Source organism: Cupriavidus sp. BIC8F (assembly GCF_032465815.1).
Taxonomy (GTDB): Bacteria; Pseudomonadota; Gammaproteobacteria; order Burkholderiales; family Burkholderiaceae; genus Cupriavidus; species Cupriavidus necator.
This window is the reverse complement of record NZ_CP136095.1, coordinates 2,533,798-2,557,972: the sequence shown is the minus strand read 5'-3', so window position 1 is coordinate 2,557,972 and position 24,175 is coordinate 2,533,798. Positions and strand designations below refer to the sequence as shown.

The following is a 24,175-nucleotide window of genomic DNA, read 5'->3' as shown; positions in this document are numbered from 1 at the left end:
CATGACAACGCCAGCTATCGAAGCTATCAGCCTTGGCCCCAATGCCGAGGTGCTCTACCAGGTCGCGGACGGCATTGCCACCGTGACCATGAACCGGCCGCAGTTCCACAACGCGCAGAACTCAAAGATGACCTACGCGCTGGACGAGGCCTACCGGCGCGCCGCCGCGGACGACGCGGTCAAGGTGATCGTGCTGCGCGGCGCCGGCAAGCATTTCTCGGCCGGGCACGACATCGGCACGCCGGGACGCGACATCAACGAGTCGTTCGAGCGTGCCTCGCTCTGGTATGACCACGTCAACAAGCCGGGCGGCGAGTTCCTCTATGCCCGCGAGCAGGAGGTCTACCTGGGCATGTGCCGGCGCTGGCGCGAGCTGCCCAAGCCGACCATCGCCATGGTGCATGGCGCCTGCATTGCCGGCGGGTTGATGCTGGCCTGGGTGTGCGACCTGATCGTGGCGTCGGACGATGCCTTCTTTGCCGATCCGGTGGTGCGCATGGGCATTCCCGGCGTGGAGTACTTCGCGCATCCCTACGAGCTGCATCCGCGCATCGCCAAGGAGTTCCTGTTCCTGGGCGAACGCATGGGCGCCGAACGCGCAGAGCGCATGGGCATGGTCAACCGCGTGGTGCCGCGCGACGCGCTGGAAGACACCGTCTACGGCATGGCCGCCAAGGTTGCGCAGATGCCGCGGCTGGGCCTGACGCTGACCAAGCAGGCGGTCAACCATGTGGAAGACCTGCAGGGCAAGCGCACCGCGATGGATGCGGTGTTTGCCTGGCACCACTTCGCCCACGCGCACAACGAACTGGTCAGCGGCGACAAGCTCGGCGGCTATGACGCGCGCGCCATGGCCGCTTCGCAACGCACCGGCGGCGAGGACAAGGCATGAGCACCGCGAGCCTGCACACCGTGCTGTGCGACCTGCTGGGTTGCCGCTACCCCATCGTGCAGACGGCGATGGGCTGGGTGGCGGATGCGAAGCTGGTCGCGGCCAGCGGCAATGCCGGGGCCTTCGGCTTCCTGGCCGGCGCCACGATTCCGCCTGGCGAGGTCGAGCGCGAGATCCTGCGCGTGAAGGCGCTCAGCGACCGGCCTTTCGGCATCAACTTCCACATGTTCCAGCCCAACGCCGATGAAGTGATCGAGATGGCGATCCGCCACCGGCTGCGCGCCGTCAGCTACGGACGCGGCCCGGACGCGAAGATGATCGGCAAGCTCAAGGCGGCTGGCGTGGTCTGCATGCCGACCGTCGGCGCGGCCAAGCATGCGGCCAAGGCCGTGGAACTGGGCGCGGACGTGGTCACCGTGCAGGGCGGCGAGGGCGGCGGCCATACCGGCGGCACGCCGACGACGCTGCTGCTGCCGCAGGTGCTGGACAGCGTGAGCGTGCCGGTGGTGGCCGCCGGCGGCTTCTTCGACGGCCGCGGACTGGCTGCGGCGCTGGCCTACGGCGCGGTCGGCGTGGCCATGGGCACGCGCTTCCTGATGTCGGCCGAATCGCCGGTGCCGGCGCCAACGCTGGAGCGCTACGTCAAGGCGCGCGACCCGGCCAGTATCCGCGTATCGCTGGCCATTGACGGCCTGCCGCAGCGAATGATCGACAACGAGCTGCTGCTGGCGCTGGAGAAGGCCGGTCCGCTGCGGCGCACCTGGCTGGCCCTGGCGGCCGCGCGCAAATGGCAGGCGCGTACCGGCATGCGCAGCGCGCAGATGCTGGCCACCGCCTGGCGCGCGATGCGCGAGCAGGACTACAGCGCCGCCCAGACCCTGATGGCCGCCAACGCGCCGGTGCTGATCCAGCGCGCGATGGTGGAGGGGTGCCCCGATGAAGGCGTGCTGCCCAGCGGCCAGGCAGCCGCGGCGATCCGGGCCATCGAATCCTGCGAGCAGATCGTGGCCGGCATGGCCGCGCAGGCGCAGGCGCGCCTTGCGGCGCTGGCTGGCGCCGGACTGGCTGCAGCGGCCTGACCCACAGACAGAGGAAACCATGCAAATGAACCACAAGACCGGGCCGTTCCGCATCGACACCGCCGACGGCATCGCCGAACTGGTGATCGACCATGCGCCCGTCAACGCGCTCGACAGCGCCGGCTGGCATGCGCTGGCCGCCGCGATCGACCAGCTGGGCACCGATCCCGCCGTGCGCGTGATCGTGCTGCGCGGCGAAGGCCGCGGCTTCTGCGCCGGCGTCGACATCAAGGAGCTGGCCGCGCACCCGCAGCGCATCGTCGATGTCAACGCCGGCAACTACGCCACCTTCCGCGCCGTGCACCGCAATCCCAAGCCGGTCATCGTGGCCGTGCACGGCTTCGTGCTGGGCGGCGGCATCGGTATCTGCGGCGCGGCCGACATCATCGTGGCCGCCGAATGCGCGCGCTTCGGCGTGCCGGAGATCGACCGCGGCGCCATGGGCGGCGGCGCCCACCTGCAGCGCATGTTCGGCGCGCAGAAGGTCAGGGCGATGTACTTCACCGGCGAGATGATCGATGCCGCCGAGGCGTACCGGCTGGGCGCGGTCGAGCGCGTGGTGCCGCGCAGCGAGTTGCGCGACGCCGCCATGACGCTGGCCCGCCAGATCGCCGCCAAGAGCCCGGCCATGCTCCAGCTGGCCAAGGAAGCGCTCAATGGCGTGGAAGACGGCAACCTCGAGGACAAGTACCGCTGGGAACAGGGTTTCACGCTGCAGGCCTATATGAGCGCCGATTCCGGCGAGGCGCGCGCCGCCTTCGTCGAAGGCCGCGAAGCCCGCTTTGCGCAGGGAGAGCGCGATGCAGCTTGAGTACACCGACGCCCAGCGCACCTTCCGCGCCGAGGTGCGCGACTGGATGGCCGCGCACGTGCCGCGCACGCCGCTGGCGAGCTTCGATACCGAAGCGGGCTTCGCCCAGCACCGCGCCTGGGAAGCGACGCTCAACCAGGGCCGCTGGAGCATGGTCACGTGGCCGGCCGAACTGGGCGGGCGCGGCTGCGACCTGATCGAGTGGCTGATCTTCGAGGAAGAGTATTGGCGTGCCGGCGCGCCGATGCGCGTCAACCAGAACGGCATCTTCCTGCTCGGGCCCACGCTGATGGAGTTCGGCACCGAGGCGCAGAAGGCGCGCTTCCTGCCGCGCATGGCCTCGGGCGAGCATGTCTGGGCGCAGGGCTGGTCCGAGCCGAACGCCGGCTCGGACATGGCGGCGATCCGCTGCAGCGCGATCCGGCAGGGAGATGACTATGTGATCAACGGCCAGAAGATCTGGTCGACGCGGGCGGTTTGGGCGGACTGGCTGTTCGGCCTGTTCCGCACCGACCCGGCCTCAACGCGACACCATGGCCTGACCTTCATCCTGATGCCGTTGGACACGCCCGGCATCACCGTGCGCCCGATCCGACAGCTCAACGGCCAGACCGGCTTTGCCGAGATCTTCTTCGACGACGTGCGCGTGCCGGTGGAGAACCGCCTGGCCGCCGAAGGCGCCGGCTGGCAGGTGGCCATGGCCACCGCCGGCTTCGAGCGCGGCCTGATGCTGCGCTCGCCGGCGCGCTTCCAGGAAACCGCCCGCGCGCTGGTCAGGCTGTACCAGGCCAACCGCGAGGCGGCGGACCGCGACCCGTCGCTGCGCGAGGCGGTGCTGCGCGCCTGGATGGACGCCGAGGCCTACACGCTGTCCACCTACGCCACCGCGAGCCGCCTGGTGCGCGGCGGCCATATCGGCGCGGAGTCGAGCACGAACAAGGTGTTCTGGTCCGAGCTGGACATCCATATGCACGATACCGCGCTGGCCATCCTGGGGCAGTCCGCAGAGGTCGCGCCCGACGGCCAGCCGCCGGGTTCGCTCGGCCACTGGCTGGACGGCTTCCTGTTCTCGCAGGCCGGGCCGATCTATGCCGGCACCAACGAGATCCAGCGCAATATCGTCGCCGAGCGCCTGCTCGGCATGCCGCGCGCATGACGGCACCCGGGGAAAACACCATGGATTTCGCATTGACCGAAGAGCAGGAACAGTTTGCCGAGGCGATCCGGCGCTTCCTGATGACCGAGATGACGCCCGAGCTGACGCGCGAGCTGTGGGCCACCGAGTCCGGCCGCTCCGACGCGCTGTGGCGCCAGCTTGCCAACCAGGGCCTGACCGCGGTGATGGTGCCGCAGGAGCAGGGCGGACTGGGGCTGGGTGAGGTCGAATGGGCGCCGCTGGCGCAGGCCTGCGGCTACTTTGCGCTGCCTGAGCCTTTGCTCGACACCGCGCTGGTCGCGGCCGGGCTGTTGCGCGACGCGCTCGCGGCAGCGCCGAACGCTTCGGCGCGCGAACGCTGCGCCACGCTGCTGGAGCGCATCGCCGCCGGCGATGCGCGCGTGGCGGTGGCGCATCCGCAAGAGCGGCTGGTCGCCGACGCCCATGTGGCCGACGCCATCCTGTGCGCGCACGAAGGTGCCGTGCACCTGCTGCGGCCCGACCAGGCCGTGCTGACGGCGCGCACCGGGCTCGATCCTTCGCGCCGTCTGTTCGAGCTGGCGTGGACGCCGGCCGCGGATACCGCGCTGATCCCGTCCGGCGGTGGCCTGTGGGACAGTGCGCTGAACCGCGGCGCGCTCGGCGTGGCCGCGCAGCAGCTGGGCCTGACCCAGCGCATGCTGGACCTGGCGATCGACTATAGCGCGCAGCGCAAGCAGTTCGGAAAGGCCATCGGCGCCTACCAGGCGGTCAAGCACCTGCTGGCCGACGTGGCGATCCAGCTTGAATTCGCCCGGCCGGTGCTGCTGCGCGCCGCCGCCGCGCTGGCGCATGGCCTGCCCGACCGGAACCTGCAGGCGGGCCTGCATGTCTCGCACGCCCGCGTGGCCGCCGCGCGCTGCGCGTGGAGCGCGGCGCGCCAGGCCATCCAGGTCCATGGCGCAATGGGCTACACCTGGGAACTGGACCTGCAGATCTTCACCAAGCGGGCCTGGGCCCTGGCGGGAAGCTGGGGCGACCGTGCCTTCCACAAGGCGCGCGTGGGCGCGCACATCCTTGACGGCGCGCATGACATCGGCGCCGGCGCCACCTTCGCCTGAATCCAAAGAGAGCAAAGACCATGAAAGACGCCTATATCGTTGATGCCCTGCGCACGCCCACCGGGCGCCGCAAGGGCGGACTGTCGCACATGCATGGCGCCGACCTGGGCGGCTTCGTGCTGGCCGAACTGGTGCGCCGCAACGGCATTCCCGCCGAAGACTATGACGACGTGGTGTTCGGCTGCGTCGACACCATCGGCCCGCTGGCCGGCAATATTGCCCGCAGCGCTTGGCTGGCTGCCGGCCTGCCGCTGACGGTGCCGGGCGTGACCGTGGACCGCCAGTGCGGCTCCTCGCAGCAGGCCGTGCACTTTGCCGCGCAGGCGGTGATGAGCGGCACGCAGGACGTGGTGATCGCCGGCGGCGTCCAGACCATGACGCAGATCCCGATCTCGTCGGCCATGCTGGCCGGGCAGGCGCTGGGGTTTGCCGACCCGTTCTCGGGCAGCAAGGGCTGGCAGGCACGCTTTGGCGATGCGCCGGTGTCGCAGTTCCATGCCGCGCAGCGCATTGCCGATCACTGGAAGCTGTCGCGCGAGGCCATGGAAGCCTACGCGCTGGCAAGCCACCGGCGCGCCGCTGCGGCCATCGAAGACGGCCGCTTTGCGCGTGAGATCGTGCCGTGCGAAGGCGTGAAGCATGACGAGACTCCGCGCCCCGATACCACGCTGGCAAAGATGGCCGCGCTGGAGCCCCTGATGCCTGGCGGTGCGCTGACCGCCGCGGTGTCCAGCCAGACCGCCGATGCCGCCGCCGCGCTGCTGATCGTCTCGGAAGACGCGCTCAAGCGCTACCAGCTCAAGCCGCGTGCGCGCATCGCGCATATGAGCGTGCTGGGAGACGACCCGCTGTGGATGCTGACCGCGCCGATCCCTGCGACCAAACGCGCACTGGAGCGCAGCGGCCTGCGCCTGGCCGATATCGACGTGGTCGAGATCAATGAAGCGTTCGCCTCGGTGGCGATGGCGTGGCTGGCCGAGACTGGCTACGCGGCCGAGCGCACCAACCCCAACGGCGGCGCCATCGCACTGGGCCACCCGCTGGGCGCCACCGGCGCGCGCCTGATGACCACGCTGCTGCATGAGCTGGAACGCACCGGCGGGCGCTACGGCCTGCAGACCATGTGCGAAGGCGGTGGCCTGGCCAACGTCACCATCATCGAACGCTTGTAAGGAGACCGCCATGGGAATCTGCGACGCACGCACCGTCATCATCACCGGCGCCGGCGGCGGGCTGGGCCGCGCCTATGCGCTGGCCTTCGCCGCCGAGGGCGCCAATGTGGTCGTCAACGACATCCGGCGCGAGGCGGCCGAGGCCGTCTGCGCGGAGATCCGTGCGGCCGGCGCGAATGCAAACGCGGCGCTGGCCAGCGCTGACGACATCACGCAGCTGGCCACCGCGCAGCGCATCGTCGATGCCGCGGTCGAGGCCTTCGGCGAGGTTCACGTGCTGGTCAACAACGCCGGCATCTGCCGCGACCGCATGTTTGTCAGCCTGACCGAAGCGGACTGGGACGACGTCATGCGTGTGCACCTGCGCGGCCACTTCTGCCTGGCCAACCTGCTCGCCAAACGCTGGCGCGATGCCGCCAAGGCCGGCCGCGCCGTCGATGCGCGCATCATCAACACCAGCTCCGGCGCGGGCCTGCAGGGTTCGGTCGGGCAGTCCAACTACGCCGCCGCCAAGGCCGGCATTGCCGCGCTCACGCTGGTGCAGGCCGCCGAGCTGGGCCGCTATGGCATCACCGCCAATGCGCTGGCGCCGGCGGCGCGCACCGGCATGACCGAAGACGTGTTCGCGGACATGATGCGGGCGCCGGCCGACGGCTTTGACTACTACGACCCGGCCAACGTCGCGCCGCTGGTGGTGTGGCTGGGCAGCGCCGCGTCCGCGCAGGTCAACGGGCGCATGTTCGAGGCGGCCGGCGGCATGGTCTCGGTGGCCGACGGCTGGCGCAGCGGACCCAAGACCGACAAGGGATCGCGCTGGCAGCCTGCCGAACTGGGCGCAGCCGTGGCGGAACTGCTGGCGCAGGCGCAGGCGCCCCAGCCGGTCTACGGCAGCTGAGCGCGACGGCCATGGACTTCTCCCTTAGCGTCGAACAGCAGATGGTTCGCGACAGCGCGCGCGACTACCTCGCCGCGCACAGCGATTCGGCGGCGGTGCGGCGCGTGACCGAGGCAGGCCCGGGGCACGACGGGGCCCTGTGGCACGCGGTCGCGGGCGAACTCGGCTGGTGCGGCATCGCGCTGCCCGAAGCCGTGGGCGGCGCCGGCCTGGGCGCGCCCGGGCTGGTGCTGCTGCAGGAACAACTGGGCCAGCGCCTGGCCTGCGTGCCGTTCTGGTCCACAGTGTGCGTGACCGCGCCCTGGCTGCAGGCCAGCCTGGGCCCGCATGGCAGCGCGCAGTGGCTGGAACGGCTGGCCTGTGGCGAGCTTCGTGCCGCCGCGGTGCTGCCGGACGATGGCGGCTGGCAGTACGACGGCGTCGCCATCGGCGCGCAGGCGGGCGCGGATGGCTTCGTGCTGCGCGGCAGCGCCGCGCAGGTGGCCGATGCTGTTGGCGCCGACTGGCTGCTGGTGCCGGCCCGGCTCGAAGACGGCGTGCCTGCGCTGTTCCTGCTGGAACCGGCAGCGCTGGAACAGGATGCGCGATTCATGCTGGCGCCGCTCGATACGCTGGACCGCACGCGGCCGCTGGCCGCGCTGCGCCTGGACGGACTGCCCGTGCCCGCCAGTGCCTGCCTGGCGCGCGCGGACGCGGCGGCCTTCGGCCTGGCCCAGGCCTGGTGGCACGGCAAGCTGATGCTGGCGGCGGAGCAGCTTGGCGCGGCCCAGCAATGCCTGGACCTGACCGTGGCCTATGCATCGGAACGGATCCAGTTCGGGCGCGCCATCGCCTCGTTCCAGGCGGTCAAGCACCGCTGTGCGCAGATGATGGTGCTGGTCGAGGCGGCGCGCTCTGCGGTGTATGGCGCGGCGCAGGCGTGGGAGTCGAGCGAGGTGACGGATGTGACCGGCATCCGCCTCGACATCGCCGCCGCATCCGTGGCCGCCGACGATGCCCTGCGCTTCTGCGCGCAGGAGGCCATCCAGTTGCATGGCGGTGTCGGCTTCACCTGGGAATACGACCCCCAGCTCTATTTCAAGCGCGCGCAGGCCGCCAGCCACTGGCTGGGCGGTGCCGGCGCGGCGCTGGCGTATCTCGCAGCAAATGGCCCGCATGCCTGGAGGACAGCATGACAGCGAATCACGAGGCGGCATTCCGCGCCGAAGTCGCGCAGTGGATGGCCGCCAACCTGGCTGGCGAGTTCGCCTGCCTGAAGCACCGCGGCGGCCCCGGCGACGAAGAGGCCTATCCCGAACTGCGCAAGGCATGGGAGCGCCGGCTGGCCGAAGGCGGCTGGACCGGCCTGGGCTGGCCGCGCGCGCATGGCGGGCGCGAGCTGCCGGTCATGCAGCAGGTGATCTTCCATGAGGAATACGCGCGCGCAGGGGGACCGGGCCGCATGGGCCATATCGGCGAGGGGCTGATCGGCCCGACCCTGGTCGCCTTCGGCACCGAGGACCAGAAGGCGCGCCTGCTGCCCGGCATCCTTGATGGCACCACGTTCTGGTGCCAGGGGTATTCGGAGCCTGGGGCGGGCTCGGACCTGGCCAATGTGCGGACGCGGGCGGAGCGCGATGCGGCCACTGGCGACTGGCTGGTGAGCGGCCAGAAGGTGTGGACCTCGCTCGCGCACGATTCGGACTGGATCTTCGTGCTGGCGCGCTGCGAGCCCGGCTCGCGCGGCAGCAAGGGCCTGATCTTCCTGATGCTGCCGCTGGACCAGCCCGGCATTGAGATCCGGCCGATCCGCCAGATGGGCGGCGGCGCCGAATTCAATGAGGTGTTCTTCGACGGCGCGCGTGCCGCCGCCGCCGATGTGCTGGGCGCGCCCGGCGATGGCTGGAGCATCGCCATGGCGCTGCTGGGCTTTGAGCGCGGCATCTCCACGCTGGGCCAGCAGATGCAGTTCACGCACGAACTGGAATGGGTGGCGCAGGCCGCGCGCGACAACGGCAGCAGCCGCGACGCGCTGGTGCGCCAGCGCATTGCGCGCGCCTGGGCCGGCCTGCGCGTGATGCGCGCCAATGCGCTGCGCATGCTGGCGGGCGCGGCGCAGGCAGGCCAGGACGGTGGCACTGCGCTGCAGCGCGAGGCGCTGATCTACAAGTACTACTGGTCCAACTGGCACCGCGACCTGGGCCAGCTGGCGCTGGACGTGCTGGGCCCGCCGGCCAATGTGCTGGACGCCGGCGACACGCGCCGCACGCGGCTGCAGCAGATGGCGCTGTTCTCGCGCGCCGACACCATCTACGCGGGCACCAACGAAATCCAGCTCAACATCATCGCCGAACGCGGCCTTGGCATGCCGCGCGAAGCACGAGGACAGCCATGACCCTGAACACCGAAATCCCCAGCACCCCGGCCTATGTGCCCGGCCATCAGCTGCTCGCCGGCAAGAGCGTGCTCATCACCGCCGCGGCGGGCGCTGGCATCGGCTTTGCCGCCGCGCGCCGCTGCGCGGAGGAGGGCTGCCGCGCGCTGATGATCTCCGACGTCCACCAGAAGCGGCTGGACGAAGCGGTCGGGCGCTTGCGCGCGGAAACCGGCCTGCAGGCGATCCATGGCCAGCTTTGCGATGTGTCGGATGAAGCGCAGGTGCGCGCACTTGTGGCCGCCGCCGAAGAAGTTTTGGGCGGCACCGACGTGCTGATCAACAACGCCGGCCTGGGCGGCTCGCGCCGCCTAGTTGATATGGACGATGCCGAGTGGTCGCGCGTGATCGATATTTCCCTCACGGGCACCTTCCGCATGACGCGTGCGATGTTGCCGCACATGCAGGCGCGCCGGCGCGGCGCCATCGTCAACAACGCCTCGGTGCTGGGCTGGCGTGCGCAGAAGGAGCAGTCGCACTACGCCGCGGCCAAGGCCGGGGTGATGGCGCTGACGCGCTGCAGCGCGATGGAGGCCGCTGAATTTGGCGTGCGCATCAATGCGGTGGCGCCCAGCATCGCGCTGCACGACTTCCTGAAGAAGTCGGCGCCGGCCGACCTGCTGCGCCAGCTCAGCGAGCGCGAGGCCTTCGGGCGCGCGGCCGAGGTGTGGGAGGTGGCCAATGTGATGGTGTTCCTGGCCAGCGACTATGCCTCGTACATGACGGGCGAGGTGCTGCCGGTGAGCAGCCAGCGGGCTTGAAGCCGGCGGTATGTGAAAGCGCTGGCGCTTGCCACCGCCCTTCGCAAAGGCTCCCCTCTCCCGCGAAGTGGGAGAGGGGTGGGGGAGAGGGCCGGAGTTTCCACGAAGTGAAGCGCGTCGGTATGCCAGCGCCGGCCCTCTCCCCCGGCCCCTCTCCCGCAAGCGGGAGAGGGGAGCAAACAAGCGGGACGGGAGGCTTGTCGGCAAGTCGGACCGGCAGGTCAGGTAACACAGGGAACAGCAATGCCAAGAATCTTTCGTTCCGCCGAAGACATCCACGCCGCCGTCGGCCAGCGCCTTGGCGAGAGCGCCTGGACGCAGATCACCCAGGAACAGGTCAACCAGTTCGCCAATGCCACCGGCGACCACCAGTGGCTGCACGTGGACCCTGAGCGCGCCGCGCAGGGCCCATACGGCGCCTGCATCGCGCACGGCTACCTGACGCTGGCGCTGGTCAACCAGTTCCTGCCGGAGCTGGTCACGGTCGAAGACATGAAGTGGGGCGTCAACTACGGCTGCGACAAGGTGCGCTTCCCGGCGCCGGTGCGCGTCGGCGCGCGCGTGCGCGGGGTGGGGGAACTGGTGCGCGCAGAAACCTTGCAGGGCGGCGTGCAGTCGGTGGTGCGCATGACCGTGGAAATCGAAGGCGGGGACAAGCCGGCCTGCGTGGCCGAGACCATCAGCCGCTATTACTTCTGAACAGGAATCCAGAATGAAAGAAGCAGTCATTGTCGCCGTCGCGCGCACACCGATCGGCAAGGCCTTCCGCGGTGCCTTCAACGACACCGAGGCCCCGGTGCTGGGCGGCCACGTGGTGCGCGCGGTGGTGGGGCGCGCCGGCGTGGATCCGTCCGAGGTGGAAGATGTGCTGATCGGCGCGGCCGCGCAGCAGGGCACCCAGGGCTACAACCTGGGCCGCCTGTGCGCGGTGGCAGCCGGCTTGCCGGACAGCGTGCCCGGCATGACCTTGGACCGCATGTGCGGCTCGGGCCTGATGACGATCGCGGCGGGCGCCCGCGCGATCCAGTGCGGCGAGGCCGACATCATCGTCGCCGGCGGCGCGGAATCCATCTCGCTGACGCAGACCAGGCACAAGAACAGCTACCGCGCCCAGTCCGAAGCGGTGCTGGCGCGGCAGCCGGCAGCCTACATGGCGATGATCGAGACCGCCGAGGTGGTGGCGCGCCGCTATGGCATCAGCCGCGCCGAGCAGGATGCCTATGCCTGGCGCAGCCAGCAGCGCACCGCCGAGGCGCAGCGGCGCGGGGCCTTCGACGACGAGATCGTGCCGCTGGAAACGCGCCGCGCGCTGTTCGACAAGGCCGGCACGCTGACCGGCCACGAGACCGTGCGGCTTGCGCACGACGAATGCAACCGGCCGGATACCACGGCCAGCAGCCTGGAGGCGCTGAAGCCGGTCTGGGGCGGCGGACAGGCTGTGGCCGCCGGCGAGCACATCACCGCCGGCAATGCTTCGCAACTGTCGGACGGCGCCGCCGCGGTGCTGCTGATGAGCGCCGACGAGGCCCGCCGCCGCGGCCTGCGCCCGCTGGGCCGCTACCGCGGCATGGTGGTGGCGGGCTGCGCGCCGGACGAGATGGGGATCGGCCCGGTGTTCGCCGTGCCCAGGCTGCTCGCGCGCCATGGCATGACGGTGGCCGACGTGGGCCTGTGGGAGCTGAACGAGGCCTTTGCCTGCCAGGTGCTGTATTGCCAGCAGAAGCTGGGCATCCCGGATGCTCGCCTGAACGTCAACGGCGGCGCGATCTCGATCGGCCATCCGTTCGGCATGTCGGGTGCGCGCATGACCGCGCATGCACTGATTGAAGGCCGGCGCCGCGGCGTGCAGCAGGCGGTGGTGACCATGTGCATCGGCGGCGGCATGGGCGCCGCCGCGCTGTTCGACGTTCTGTAATCACAAGCCGCCCTGCAGGGACCGGCCCGCAACGAGGCCGCCTGCCATCACTCCAACCGGAGGAGACATCATGAAACGACTGATCGGCGTCGCCATGTCGCTGGCCGTGCTGGCCACCGCGGTATGGGCCTTCGCGCCGCGCCCGCTGCCGCCGTTCGCGGCCACGACGCTGCGCCCGGACGGCCTGCAGGTCAACGGCATTGCGCGCGCCGGCGAGCGCCTGGTGGCAGTGGGCGAGCGCGGCCAGATCCTGTTCAGCGACGACCAGGGCGGCAACTGGCGCACGGCCGTCGTGGATCATCCGCAAGGCGCCGCGCTGACCCAGGTGGCCTTTGCCGACAGCCGCCACGGCATGGCGGTCGGGCACAGCGGCTGGATCCTGCGCACCGAAGACGGCGGTGCCCACTGGCAGCAGGTGGCCTTCGACGCGCGCTCGTCCGATCCGCTGCTGGGCGCCTGGGCGCAGGCGGGCGGCCCATGGTTCGCGGTCGGCAGCTTTGGCCGCTTCCTGGTCTCGCGCGACCAGGGCAGGCACTGGGAGGCGGCCGCCCGCAACGCCAACGGGGCCATGCAGGACCGCCACCTCAACGGCATCGCCGGCGATGGGCAGGGACGCCTGATGCTGGTCGGCGAAGCCGGCCTGGTGCTGCGCTCGCCCGACGGCGGCAGCCGCTGGGAAGTGGTGAAGTCCCCCTACGAGGGTTCGCTGTACGGCGTGCAGCCGCTGCGCGACGGGGCGTGGCTGGCCTTTGGCATGCGCGGCAACGCCTTGCGCAGCGAGGACTTCGGCGCCACCTGGCAGGCCGCGGACACTGGCCTCAAGACCTCGTTCTTTGGCGGCGTCGAGCTGCCCGATGGCCGCATCGTGCTGGCCGGGCAGGGTGGCACGCTGGTGATGTCCGCCGACGGCGGGCGCCACTTCACCGCCCTGCCCGCCGGCAGCCCGCAGACCCTGGCCGCGCTGGCCCCTGCCGGCAAGGACACGCTGGCGCTGGGCGGCAATGGCGGCCTTGCCGGCGCCACGCTCGCCGCCAACCCCCGCTGACCCTGCCTGACCCTGGCTTACCGAATGCGAGAACGATCATGAACCGCCCCCATTCCTCCGGCCGCCTGGGCCGCCTTGTCGATGCCTGCGCCAGCCTGCTGATGCACCGGCGCCGCCTGCTGCTGGTGCTGTGCCTGGCCGTGACCGTGGCGCTGGGCGTCTCGGCCACGCGGCTGCGGCTCGATCCCGGCTTCAACAAGATGATCCCGCTGCAGCACCCGTACATGCAGGTGTTCACCAAGTACGCGAGCACCTTCTCCGGTGCCAATACGGTGCTGCTGAGCCTGCGCTGGAAGGGTGACGGCGATATCTATAACGCGGCCTTCATGGACAAGCTGCGCCGCGCCACCGATGACGTGTTCTTCATTCCCGGCGTGGACCGCTCGCGCGTGTTTTCGCTGTTCACGCCCAATGTGCGCTACACGGAGGTGACGGAGGCGGGCTTTCGCGGCGACGTGGTGGTGCCGGGACGCTTCTCCGGCACGCCAGCCGAGCTCGACAAGGTGCGCCGCAACGTGGCGCGCTCCGGCCAGATCGGCCGCCTGGTCAGCAACGACCTGAGGTCCGCGCTGATCCGCGCGGAATTGCGCGAGACTGATCCGGCCACCGGCAAGACCATCGACTACGGTTCGGTCGCGCGCCAGCTGGAGAAGATTCGCGGGGAATTCAGCGGCACCGACGTCGAAGTCAATATCGTCGGCTTTGCCAAGCTGGTGGGCGATGTGGAAGAGGGCATCGCCGGCGTGATGGGCTTCTTCGCGCTGGCCTTCGCCGTGACCGCGCTGCTGCTGTGGCTGTACACGCGCTCGCTGCGCATCACGCTGCTGTCGCTGGTGGTGGCGCTGTTGCCCGTGGCCTGGCTGCTGGGCCTGCTGCCGCTGCTGGGCTACGGCATCGACCCGATGTCGATCCTGGTGCCGTTCCTGATCTTTTCGATCGGGGTCTCGCACGCGGTGCAGATGACCAATGCCTGGAAGCAAGAGGTTGTGCAGGGGCACAATGCCCTGGACAGCGCCAGCGCGGCCTTCCGCAAGCTGTTCATCCCCGGCACGGTCGCGCTGCTGACCAACGCGCTCGGGTTCATGGTCATCATGCGCATCGAGATCGACATCGTGCGCGAGCTTGGCATCACGGCGTGCCTGGGCGTGCTGCTGATGATCGTGACCAACAAGGTGTTCCTGCCGATCCTGCTGTCGTACACGCGGCTGGAGCCGTCGGCGCTGGCATCGGCGCAGGCCCGGCGCGCGCAGGGAACCGGCGGGCTGTGGCAGAAGTTCGGCGCGCTGGCGCGCCCGGGACCGGCGCTGGGCGTGTTCGTGGCGGCGCTCGCGCTGCTGGCGGCCGGCGCCATCGATTCGCGCGGCCTGAAGATCGGCGATGTCGGCAGCGGCGCACCGGAACTGCGCGCGGATTCGCGCTATAACCGCGACAGCGCCAGTGTGGTGAGCCAGTACAACATCGGCTCGGATGCGCTGACCGTGGTGGTGGAACCCACCGGCTTCGACGACGGTTGCCTGCACTACCCGGTGATGAGTGCGGTGGAACGCTTCGAGATGCATATGCGCGGCGTGTCCGGCGTGCAGTCGGTGGTGAGCGTGTCGTCACTGGCGAAGGTGGTGATCGGCGCCTACAACGAGGGCAACCCGCGCTGGGAGGCGCTACCGCGCAGCAGCGAGGGCCTGAGCCAGGGTGCCAAGGCCTTCGACCCGGACAACGGCATGAATACCTCGAACTGCCAGGCCATCCAGGTGCTGATCTACACCGCCAACCACGAGGGCGCCACCATCGCCCACATCATCCGCGAGATCCGCCGCTTCACTGCCGCTGACAAGACCCCCAACGTGGCGTTCCGCCTGGCGGGCGGCAATATCGGCGTGATGGCGGCCACCAATGAGGCCGTGGAGGAAGCCGAAGTGACGATGCTGCTGTCGATCTTCGGCGCGATCACGCTGCTGTGCCTGCTGACGTTCCGCTCGTGGCGCGCGGTGCTGTGCATCATCGTGCCGCTGACGCTGGTGTCGGTGCTGTGCAATGCGCTGATGGCGCGGCTTGGCATCGGGCTGAAGGTGTCGACGCTGCCGGTCATCACGCTGGGCGTGGGCGTTGGCGTGGACTACGGCATCTACCTGTATGAGCGCATCCAGCACCAGATCCGCGAGGAAGGGCAGGCCTTGCCGCAGGCCTTTGCCGAGGCCATGCGCCAGCGCGGCTCGGCGGCGCTTTTCACGGCGCTGACGATGTGCATCGGCGTGGGCACCTGGGCCTTTGCCGCGCTCAAGTTCCAGGCCGACATGGGGATCCTGCTGGCCTTCATGTTCCTGGTGAACCTGTTCGGTGCCGTATCGTTGCTGCCGGCGCTTGCTGCGTGGCTGGGGGTGGAGGAAGAAGAGCGTGCGCGCGTGGCCGCCGGTGGTGCCGGTGGCGCCGCGCGCGGCGAGGCGGTGCCGCCGGCGCACGCCCTGAAATCCGACGTGGTATAGGGCCGATGGCCCGGAGAGACAGCATGCACGATAACCAGGCTTGGGCGGCGGCGGCATTCACGCCGGTCCGCATCGGCCCGCTCACGCTGCGCAACCGCTTGATCAAGGCCGGCGCCAACGAGGGCATGACGCCGCATGGCCTGCCGACCCAGGCGCTGGTCAGGCACCACCGCGAGCTTGCCGCGGGCGGCGTGGGCATGACCACGGTGGCGTATGCGGCGGTGGCCGACGACGGCCTGACCTTTTCGCACCAGCTCAGCATGCGCCCGGAGCAGGTTGCGCACCTGCGCGTGCTGACCGATGCCGTGCATCGCGAAGGCGCGGCGGCCTGCCTGCAGCTCACCCATGCGGGCTCGTTCACCACCATGCGCCACGGCGGCAGCCGCGCGCCGGGCAGTGCTTCGTCCGGACTCAATGCCTTTGGCATGCTGCATGGCGTGTATTTCCAGCGTGCCATGCGCGAGGCGGACATGGCACGCGTTGCCGGCCAGTTTGCCGCGGCGGCGCGGCTGGCGCGCGAAGCCGGCTTCGATGCGGTGGAAATCCACATGGGGCACGGCTACCTGCTCAACCAGTTCCTGTCGCCGCTGAGCAACCGGCGGCGCGATGCGTTCGGCGGCAGCGTGGAGAACCGCACCCGCTTTCCGGCCGCGGTGCTGCGCCAGGTGAAGGACGCGGTCGGCGCCAAGCTGGCGGTCTGCTGCAAGCTGAGCGTCAGCGACGGCGTGCCGGGCGGCAACGAACCCGCGGATTCCGCTGTGACCGCACGCCTGCTGGAGGCGGAAGGCGCCGACCTGCTGACGCTTAGCGGCGGGCGCAACGTGGAGAGCCCGTGGGCGCTGTTCGGCAGCCCCATGCCCACGGCGCAGATGAAGGCCGCCGCGCCGACCGCGGTGGCGCGCTTCGGCATCACCATGCTGGAAAAGCGTACGCCGCGCGCGCTGGCCTTTCGCGAGCTGTACTTCCTGGAGGCGTCGCGCGTGGTGCGGCAGGCGGTGCGCATGCCGCTGGCCTATATCGGCGGCGTCAAGTCGATCGGCAATGTCGCGCAGCTGATGGAAGAGGGCTTCGACTGTGTCGCGCTGGCGCGCGCGCTGATCCACGATCCCGCGCTGGTCGCCAGCTGGCGCAGCGGCGCGGTGGCGCATTCGGCCTGTGACAGCTGCAATGGCTGCGTGGCCCGGATCTACGATCCGGCCGGCGTCAGTTGCGTGCACGGCCCCGGCAATGATCCGGCGCTGACGCGAATTGCCGTGCTGCAGTAGTCCGATGGGACGATGAGCCGCCGGCCAGACGCTCTTATCTTGAAGGTCCCACGGGAATTCAAGGAGACAGACGCCATGACCGCTGACGGCAACCAGACTGGCTACAAGGCCGGCTACAAGATCGAATCACGCCCGCCCGAGGCCCGCTACGCGCGCGGCTGGCATTGCCTCGGCCTGGCCGATGGCTACCGCGACGGCGTGCCGCACACGCTGAATATCTTCGGCCGGCGCCTGGCGGCGTTTGCCGACTCCACCGGCGCGATTCGCGTGATCGACGGCTACTGTCCGCATATGGGCGCAGACTTGAGCACCGGCACCGTGCAGGGCGACAACCTGGTCTGCCCGTTCCACGGCTGGCAGTGGGGTGGCGACGGCGGCTGCAAGTCCATTCCCTACTGCAAGCGGGTGCCGCCCAAGGCCCGCGTCGGCGCCTGGGAGACCTGCGAGCAGAACCGGCTGCTCTTTATCTGGCACGATCCCGAAGGCCGCCCGGCGCCCCGCGAGGTGGCGATTCCGCGCATCGAAGCCTGCTTCTCATCGGAGTGGTCGGACTGGGCCATCGACGAGATGCTGATCCGCACCAATTGCCGCGAGCTGGTCGACAATATCTCTGACATGGCGCATTTCGGCACGGTCCATGGCGCGCCGGTGGACTACTTTGCCAACCTGTTCGAAGACCACAAGGCCACGCAGCTGATGATCGGGCGCAGTGCCCGGCTCTCGGGCGATGCGCAGCTGACGGCGCTGTCCACGTACTTCGGGCCCGCGTACCACATCACCGAGATGAGCGGACAGATGGGCGACCAGCAGATCCACTCGATCCTGCTCAACTGCCACGTGCCGATCGACCTCAACAGCTTCGCGCTGCGCTACGGCGTGCTGGTGAAGAAGATCCCGGGGCTGTCCGAGGAACAGAACCGTGCCATGGCGCAAGCCTATGTGGAACAGGCCAAACAGGCCTTCTACGAGGACGTGGCGATCTGGGACAGCAAGATCCGCATCGACAACCCGCTGCTGTGCGAAGGCGACGGGCCGATCTACCAGATGCGTGACTGGTACCAGCAGTTCTACACCGACGTGGAACAGGTGCGGCCGTCCAGCGTGGCGCGGCGCACCTTTGAGCTGAACCCGGGCAACATCGAGCCGCCGGCGCTGCGGCATGTGTTCGAGGCCTGACCGACACCGTCACCGAACCCAACACATGAAAACCGTAGTCATTACCGGAGCCGCGTCCGGCATGGGCGCGGCCGTGCGCCAGCGCATGCTCGCGGACGGCTGCCGGGTCATCGGCATCGACCTGCGCGATGCCGACATCCTTGCCGACCTGTCCAGCCAGCAGGGCCGCGCTGCCGCAATCGACGCCGTACTGTCGCGGTCAGGCGGCCGCATCGACCAGCTGATCTGCTGTGCTGGCCTGGGCCCGCATGTCGAACCCGCCACGCTGGTGGCATCGGTCAACTACTTCGGCGTGATAGGGCTGCTGGATGGTCTGTTCGAGGCGCTGCGCCAGGGCTCGGATCCGTGCGCCGTGGTGGTGTCGTCCAGTTCGGCCACGCTTCAGTCCTGGGAGGGCAGCCCGCTGCGTGATGCCTACCTTGCCGGCGACGAGACCGGCGTGCGCGCGATGGTGGCAGCCGCCGCGGCGGCGGAAGTCACCCGGGACCAGGCTGGCTATATCGCCTATGCCAGTTCCAAGCATGCGGTGGCGGCGGCCGCGCGGCAACGTGCTGCCGCGTGGGGCCAGGCCGGCGTGCGCCTCAACGTGGTCGCGCCGGGCGCGGTGGAAACGCCGCTGCTGCAGGCCGGCCTGAAGGATCCGCGCTATGGCGACGCCATCCGCGATTTCCTGCCGCCGTTGGGGCGGCGCGCGCAGCCTGAGGAAGTGGCCGCGCTGATCGCGTTCCTGTGCGGGCCGCAGGCTGCCTACATCCATGGCAACGTGGTGTTCATCGATGGCGGCCTGGATGCCGCGCAGCGACCGCTGAACTTCTGATCTCCTGGCCAATGGGGCATCCGCCGCGAGCCGCGGCGGATGCCCCATTTTTATTCGATGGCGTTCCGGACTTACGCGACCCCGACATCATCCTTCATCCGGCGCTTGCGTTCGCCGGGATACAGGGCTTCCTTTCTGAGATAGACGCAACGGGCGCAGCCCGGGTTGCAATCGGAGCGGCTGGGCTTTGCCATGTAAAAACCCCCAAAAGTTGTCTCCAACTTCTGGGGGGCAGTTCAGGGCGGGAGCGCGGCCGGGCGCCAAAGGCTGCGCCCGGCCGGATATCACGATCGGATCAGGTACCCGACCCGCGCGCGGCGTCCGGGGAGAAGAACGCCTCGTTGAATTCCGGGCTGTTGTTCAGCGTTGCCATCGGTCCTTCGTTGGTCAGGCGGTCGGCCATGTAGGCACCCGAAATCAGGTCATGGTAGAACACCGTGGTCGGATAGTAGCGGCGTGCATCATAGGCGTACACCGAGGCCTGGAGATTGGTGCGCCACAACTGGCCGCGGCCATCGTAGTTGTCGGCCGCCAGGGCTAGCCAGCTGTCTTCGTCGAGATACAGCACGCGCTTCGCATACTGGTGCCGGAAACCGGACTTGAGCGTTGCTTCCAGTACCCATACCCGATGCGGTTCATAGCGCATGGCGTCCGGATTGGCGTGGCCGTTCGTGAGCAGCTCCTTGTACTTGACGGAAGTGCTCAGCAGCTTGTAGTTGTGGTACGGGACGAAGATCTCCTTCTTGCCGACGATCTTCCAGTTGTAGCGCTCGCCCGAGCCGTTGAAGAGCCGGTCGTCGTCCACGGTGCGGAAGCCGCCGGGGCCCTGGGGCTGGTCAAAGCCGAATTCCGGCGCCTGGCGCACCCGCCGCGTGCCCGGGTTGTAGATCCACGTGCGGTTGGTGTCAGAACCCTCCTGGTCCCAGACCGCGTAGCCAACGATCACCTGGCCGCGGTCACGCAACGGCAGGTCGGTGGCGGTGCGGAAGAAGGAGCGCTCGTTGAGCGCGCTGCGGGGGTCGAACTTGCCGTTATTGCGCGGTGACAGGATGCTGTATGAGACGCGCCCCCACGCGATCGAGCCGTTCGGATAGACCACGGCCTGGTCGAACTGCGCCTTCTCGGTGCCGATGGCCGACGAGAAGCGCTGGTTCCACAGCAGCTCCATCGCGGTTTTCGGAATCGGGTAGGGAACCTGGGGCCCCGCTTCCTTCAGGCCGTTGGCATCGCTCGTCATGCTGACGGTGGAGGCGTAGGTGCGAATGTCCTTGTAGACCGCGTCCTCGTAGCGGAAGTCGCGATGGCTTGGGTACACCGGCATCTTGAAGCTGTCGGGGTACTTCTTGAACAGCGCCTTCTGCCCGTCGCTGAGCCGCTCGGCATACTGCGCCATGTTCTGCGCGGTGATGACGAACAGCGGCTTCTCGTCGGCATACGGGTCCGGGTAGCGTTCGCCGCGCTGGTATTTGACATGGGCCGGCGTGCCCAGCCACTTGCCGGACCATGCCGGGACCTCGCCGTCCTTGCTGGCGGCACGCTCGGCGCCCATCGGCGTGAGGGTGCCATCCAGTTGCTTGAGCTCCTCCGGGGAGGCCTTCGCCCACGATGCCGCCGCCAAGGCCATGCTGGTGAGCAGCAGGCCACCGCGTATCAGTTGTCTTGTGCTGGATTTCATTGAAGTCTCGCTCCTTGTAAAGAGGAATTGCCGGCGCTGGCTGTGCCTGTGCCTGTGGTGACAGCGTAGTGATGGCGCGGCGGCGGGGAATCGTTGGAACGGACTAGTGGATTTCCCTAGCCCCCGGCGTGGCGGCGGGCAGGGTGTGGCGCGGAGCGGGAGGCGATCCGGGTGGGGTGCCGGAATCGCGGCATTGTCACGTTGGCAGGCTGGCAGTGCGATAGCGCGTTACGCTCCAGGCTTTCCCCCCAATGCATCCAGCATCGACAGCACCACCGGCGAGTCCTCGTCACTGCGCCAGATTCCCTGCAACTCGGAGAGCTTCCCCTGCCTGAACAGAGGCCGGCAGACCAGGTTCGGCAGCGCCACCGTATCCACGGATTGCGGGACCAGCGACACACCGAAGTTCTTCGAGACCAGCGTGGCGATCGTCAGCATGTGGCGAACTTCATGCCGGATGTTGGGCGTGAATCCGGCGCGCACGCACATGGCGACAATCTTGTCGTGGAACTCCGGAGAGAAGTGCCGCGGGAACAGCACAAAATCTTCGTCGCGCAGCTTGCGGATATCGATCAGTTGCCGGTCCGCAAGCGGATGGGCTGCCGGCAGCAAGCACACGAACCGCTCCGAATGAAGTGTGCACGACGAGATGCCGGCGGGAATGATGCGCGGGTGAATGATGCCGATATCGATCTGTCCGCCTTGCAGCGCATCGATCTGCTCGAAGCTGTTCAGCTCATGCACGATCACATTGATGTCGCCGCCACCGGCGCCAAACGCGCGAATCCTGTCGCCCAGGCACGTGAGCAGCGCTGAGCCCACGAAGCCGACGCGGACTGTCCCGGTTTCTCCGCGCGCGGCACGGCTCGCCATTTCCTGGGCATTGCGCGCCAGCGCGAGCATCCGGAGGGCTTCCTGGTAGATCACCTTGCCTGCTGGTGTCAGTGCGACCTCCCGCGTACTGCGTCGCAGCAACTGAACGCCGAGCGATTCCTCAAGCTTGCTGATATTGAAGCTTAGCGGCGGCTGCGTAATCGCCAGGCGCGCAGCCGCACGCCCGAAATGCAGTTCCTCGGCGACAGCGACGAAGTAACGCAGTTGCCTGAGATCCATTGGCGCTCCCCGGGATTTATTCAATTCTTGTATTAATAGGCCAGAAAATTATATTGGACGCGCGCAATCACAGCCACAAGAATTGGCTCCAACACGCCGCCCCCGGCAATCGCCCGGCCATCGACGCGTGATAACAAGACCAGAGGAGACAAACTGTGGACAAGGCCTTCCATGCAGTGCTGGGCTGTGTTGCCGCGATGACCCCGCTCGCGGTGTCTGCGGCCACCGCGGCGCCGGAGACAGACTATCCACGCCAGGCAATCCGTATCGTTGTCCCCTACGCCGCGGGAGGCATGACAGACATCGTGGCCCGCGTGGTAGGCCAGAAGCTGGGTGAGCGCCTGGGGCAGCCGGTGGTGGTGGAGAACCGCCCGGGCGCCGCCACCATTGTCGGTGCCGAGCTGGTTGCCGGCGCCCGCCCCGATGGCTACACGCTGCTGGCCGCGACCAACACGACGCTCACGATCAATCCATGGCTCTATCCAAGTCTTCGCTATGACCCCGTCAAGAGCTTTGCGCCGATTGCCATGGTGGCCAGTGCCCCAAGCGTGATCGTGGTCAATCCGCAGTTGCCGGCTAAGAACCTTGGCGACCTGGTGCAGCTGGCACGCACGAAGCCCGGGAGCGTCAGCTATGCCTCCTATGGCAATGGCTCGACGGCCCACCTGGCCGGTGAAATGCTGAAAGCACGGGCCGGCGTCGAACTGCTGCATGTGCCGTACAAGGGAAGCGCGCCCGCCAAGGCCGCCGTGATGGCAAATGAAGTCTCTGTGACCTTCGAACCGGCCTTTACCGGGATGCCGCAGATATCCGCGGGCAAGCTCCGCGCCCTGGCGGTCATGAGCAGCAAGCGGTCAGCCGTCATGCCCGACGTGCCAACCACGGCGGAGCTCGGCTATGCGGGCATGGAGATGGCAGCCTGGGTGGGGTTCATGACCCCGCGCGGCACCCCGCCAGCCATTGTGAGCAAGCTCGCCAGCGAGATCGAGCGCATCGTGAATGAACCCGATGTCCGGCGCACGTTGCTGCAAAGCGGCGCCGAGCCAGCCGGGTACTACGGGGAAGCATTTGCAGCCTACATGCGCGACGAGAACGCCCGCTATGGAAGAGTCATCACGGCTTCCCACATTCGCGCTGACTGAATCGAGACCAACTCCATGACAAAACCGCTTTCCCATGTCCGCGTACTGGATATGAGCCGCGTGCTGGCCGGGCCGTGGTGCACACAGAACCTGGCCGACCTCGGTGCCGAGGTAATCAAGGTCGAGCGCCCGGGAGTGGGCGATGAAACGCGCGGCTGGGGCCCGCCATGGTTGCCATGCGCGGATGGCGGCCTGGGGGAGGATTCCGGGTACTACGCCTCGACCAATCGCGGCAAGAAGTCCATCACCGTCGATCTGGCGAGCGCGCAAGGCCAGGACATCATCCGGCGCCTTGCCAGCACGTCAGACGTGCTGGTCGAAAACTACAAGGTCGGTACGCTGGCACGTTACGGGCTCGCCTATGACGATCTGCGCGAAGTGAATCCGCGCCTGATCTATTGCTCCGTGACGGGCTTCGGCCAGACCGGCCCGTACCGGCACCGCCCGGGGTACGACTTTGTATTCCAGGGCATGAGCGGACTGATGAGTATCACCGGTGAACGCGATGACCTGCCCGGAGGCGGCCCTCAGAAGGTCGGCATTGCCGTCGCGGACATTACCACCGCCATGTACGCCAGCCTGGCCATTACGGCTGCGCTGGCCTGGCGTGAGCGCAGCGGGCAGGGCCAGCATATCGACATGGCCTTGCTCGACTGCATCCTTGCCTTCAACAGCAACCAGGCCGTCAACTACATGGTCTCCGGCAATCTGCCGCGCCGGCTGGGCAATGCGCATCCCAACGCCGCGCCGTATCAGGTATTCGAAAGCCGGGACGGCCGCTTTGTGGTCGCCGTCGGCAATGATGGCCAGTTTGCGGCCTTCTGCAGGGCGATCGGAAGACCGGAACTGGCGGAGGACGACCGCTTTGTCAAGGTGACCGGCCGACTGGTCAACCGAGAGCTGCTATTGCCCATGCTGGCTGACATCATGCGTGGCGATACCACGGCATCCTGGCTGGCCCGCCTCGAAGCCGCGGGCGTGCCTTGCGGGCCGATCAACGATTTCAGCCAGGCCCTCGCTGACGCCCAGGTTCAGCATCGCGGCATCCGGATCGAACTGCCGCTGCCGGACGGGGGCTCCTGCCCCGGCATTGCGAGCCCGATGCGCTTCTCCGCCACGCCGCTCGACTACAAGGCAGGTCCGCCTGCGCTTGGCCAGCATACGGACGCCGTGTTGTCCGATCTCCTCGGGCTTGAGCCCGAGGACCTGAAGCGCTTGCGCGCGGCCGGCGCGATCTGAATGCGCCTGGCTGGCCGCCACGCGATCCG

General features: G+C 68.6%; 21 protein-coding genes. 19 read left to right on the top strand and 2 right to left on the bottom strand.

Translation table 11 applies throughout. The features are described from left to right. Position 1: 1 nt before the first annotated feature. The 17 genes from RS901_RS31775 to RS901_RS31695 all read left to right on the top strand — a co-directional run bounded on the left by RS901_RS31775 (position 2) and on the right by RS901_RS31695 (position 18,977). A complete protein-coding gene (locus RS901_RS31775; RefSeq protein WP_316154579.1) occupies positions 2 to 892 on the top strand; it encodes an enoyl-CoA hydratase in 891 nt (296 codons plus the stop codon). Next, positions 889 to 1,971: a nitronate monooxygenase gene (locus RS901_RS31770; protein ID WP_316154577.1), complete on the top strand. Its 1,083-nt coding sequence runs from the start codon at positions 889 to 891 to the stop codon at positions 1,969 to 1,971. Before RS901_RS31775 ends, RS901_RS31770 begins: the two co-directional genes overlap by 4 nt. Before the next feature lie 19 nt (positions 1,972 to 1,990). Next, the gene (locus RS901_RS31765) at positions 1,991 to 2,782 is read left to right on the top strand and encodes an enoyl-CoA hydratase family protein (RefSeq protein WP_316154575.1); all 792 of its coding nucleotides are present in this window, start codon (positions 1,991 to 1,993) and stop codon (positions 2,780 to 2,782) included. After that, a complete protein-coding gene (locus RS901_RS31760) occupies positions 2,772 to 3,938 on the top strand; it encodes an acyl-CoA dehydrogenase family protein (RefSeq protein ID WP_316154573.1) in 1,167 nt (388 codons plus the stop codon). The genes RS901_RS31765 and RS901_RS31760 overlap by 11 nt, the downstream gene beginning before the upstream one ends. Before the next feature lie 20 nt (positions 3,939 to 3,958). Further along, entirely contained in the window at positions 3,959 to 5,038 is a 1,080-nt protein-coding gene (locus RS901_RS31755) for an acyl-CoA dehydrogenase family protein (RefSeq protein ID WP_316154571.1), read from the top strand. 20 nt (positions 5,039 to 5,058) lie between these two features. Further along, positions 5,059 to 6,210 carry an acetyl-CoA C-acetyltransferase gene (locus RS901_RS31750; RefSeq protein WP_316154569.1) on the top strand — a complete coding sequence of 384 codons (1,152 nt, stop codon included), beginning with the start codon at positions 5,059 to 5,061 and terminating at the stop codon, positions 6,208 to 6,210. A 10-nt stretch (positions 6,211 to 6,220) separates the two neighbouring features. Continuing rightward, positions 6,221 to 7,105 (top strand): SDR family oxidoreductase, encoded by an 885-nt coding sequence (locus RS901_RS31745; RefSeq protein WP_316154567.1) that lies wholly within the window; start codon positions 6,221 to 6,223, stop codon positions 7,103 to 7,105. Between the two features lie 11 nt (positions 7,106 to 7,116). Next, positions 7,117 to 8,280: an acyl-CoA dehydrogenase family protein gene (locus RS901_RS31740; protein WP_316154565.1), complete on the top strand. Its 1,164-nt coding sequence runs from the start codon at positions 7,117 to 7,119 to the stop codon at positions 8,278 to 8,280. Beyond that, the gene (locus RS901_RS31735; protein WP_316154563.1) at positions 8,277 to 9,479 is read left to right on the top strand and encodes an acyl-CoA dehydrogenase family protein; all 1,203 of its coding nucleotides are present in this window, start codon (positions 8,277 to 8,279) and stop codon (positions 9,477 to 9,479) included. Before RS901_RS31740 ends, RS901_RS31735 begins: the two co-directional genes overlap by 4 nt. After that, complete coding sequence (locus RS901_RS31730; RefSeq protein WP_316154560.1) at positions 9,476 to 10,279, top strand: SDR family oxidoreductase; 804 nt, start codon at positions 9,476 to 9,478, stop codon at positions 10,277 to 10,279. Before RS901_RS31735 ends, RS901_RS31730 begins: the two co-directional genes overlap by 4 nt. A 243-nt stretch (positions 10,280 to 10,522) precedes the next feature. Then, the gene (locus tag RS901_RS31725; protein ID WP_316154558.1) at positions 10,523 to 10,978 is read left to right on the top strand and encodes a MaoC family dehydratase; all 456 of its coding nucleotides are present in this window, start codon (positions 10,523 to 10,525) and stop codon (positions 10,976 to 10,978) included. Between the two features lie 13 nt (positions 10,979 to 10,991). Next, positions 10,992 to 12,194 carry an acetyl-CoA C-acyltransferase gene (locus RS901_RS31720; RefSeq protein ID WP_316154557.1) on the top strand — a complete coding sequence of 401 codons (1,203 nt, stop codon included), beginning with the start codon at positions 10,992 to 10,994 and terminating at the stop codon, positions 12,192 to 12,194. Positions 12,195 to 12,264: 70 nt separating this feature from the next. Further along, positions 12,265 to 13,239 carry a WD40/YVTN/BNR-like repeat-containing protein gene (locus tag RS901_RS31715; RefSeq protein WP_316154556.1) on the top strand — a complete coding sequence of 325 codons (975 nt, stop codon included), beginning with the start codon at positions 12,265 to 12,267 and terminating at the stop codon, positions 13,237 to 13,239. A gap of 38 nt (positions 13,240 to 13,277) precedes the next feature. Then, complete coding sequence (locus tag RS901_RS31710) at positions 13,278 to 15,719, top strand: efflux RND transporter permease subunit (protein ID WP_316154555.1); 2,442 nt, start codon at positions 13,278 to 13,280, stop codon at positions 15,717 to 15,719. Positions 15,720 to 15,790: 71 nt separating this feature from the next. Then, positions 15,791 to 16,984, top strand: coding sequence for an NADH:flavin oxidoreductase (locus RS901_RS31705; RefSeq protein WP_410054245.1), 1,194 nt, complete (start codon positions 15,791 to 15,793; stop codon positions 16,982 to 16,984). A 75-nt stretch (positions 16,985 to 17,059) separates the two neighbouring features. Then, positions 17,060 to 18,160 carry a Rieske 2Fe-2S domain-containing protein gene (locus RS901_RS31700; protein ID WP_316154552.1) on the top strand — a complete coding sequence of 367 codons (1,101 nt, stop codon included), beginning with the start codon at positions 17,060 to 17,062 and terminating at the stop codon, positions 18,158 to 18,160. A gap of 25 nt (positions 18,161 to 18,185) precedes the next feature. Then, positions 18,186 to 18,977, top strand: coding sequence for an SDR family oxidoreductase (locus tag RS901_RS31695; RefSeq protein WP_316154550.1), 792 nt, complete (start codon positions 18,186 to 18,188; stop codon positions 18,975 to 18,977). A gap of 295 nt (positions 18,978 to 19,272) precedes the next feature. On the opposite strand, the gene RS901_RS31690 is transcribed toward RS901_RS31695, so the two are convergent. Both RS901_RS31690 and RS901_RS31685 read right to left on the bottom strand, forming a co-directional pair. After that, positions 19,273 to 20,652, bottom strand: coding sequence for a DUF1329 domain-containing protein (locus tag RS901_RS31690; protein ID WP_316154549.1), 1,380 nt, complete (start codon positions 20,650 to 20,652; stop codon positions 19,273 to 19,275). Positions 20,653 to 20,880: 228 nt separating this feature from the next. Next, the gene (locus RS901_RS31685) at positions 20,881 to 21,765 is read right to left on the bottom strand and encodes a LysR family transcriptional regulator (RefSeq protein ID WP_316154547.1); all 885 of its coding nucleotides are present in this window, start codon (positions 21,763 to 21,765) and stop codon (positions 20,881 to 20,883) included. Between the two features lie 155 nt (positions 21,766 to 21,920). On the opposite strand from RS901_RS31685, the gene RS901_RS31680 reads away from it, so the two are divergent. Both RS901_RS31680 and RS901_RS31675 read left to right on the top strand, forming a co-directional pair. Then, the gene (locus RS901_RS31680; protein WP_316154546.1) at positions 21,921 to 22,907 is read left to right on the top strand and encodes a tripartite tricarboxylate transporter substrate binding protein; all 987 of its coding nucleotides are present in this window, start codon (positions 21,921 to 21,923) and stop codon (positions 22,905 to 22,907) included. A gap of 15 nt (positions 22,908 to 22,922) precedes the next feature. Further along, positions 22,923 to 24,146, top strand: coding sequence for a CaiB/BaiF CoA-transferase family protein (locus RS901_RS31675; protein ID WP_316154544.1), 1,224 nt, complete (start codon positions 22,923 to 22,925; stop codon positions 24,144 to 24,146). The last annotated feature ends 29 nt before the right edge of the window (positions 24,147 to 24,175 follow it).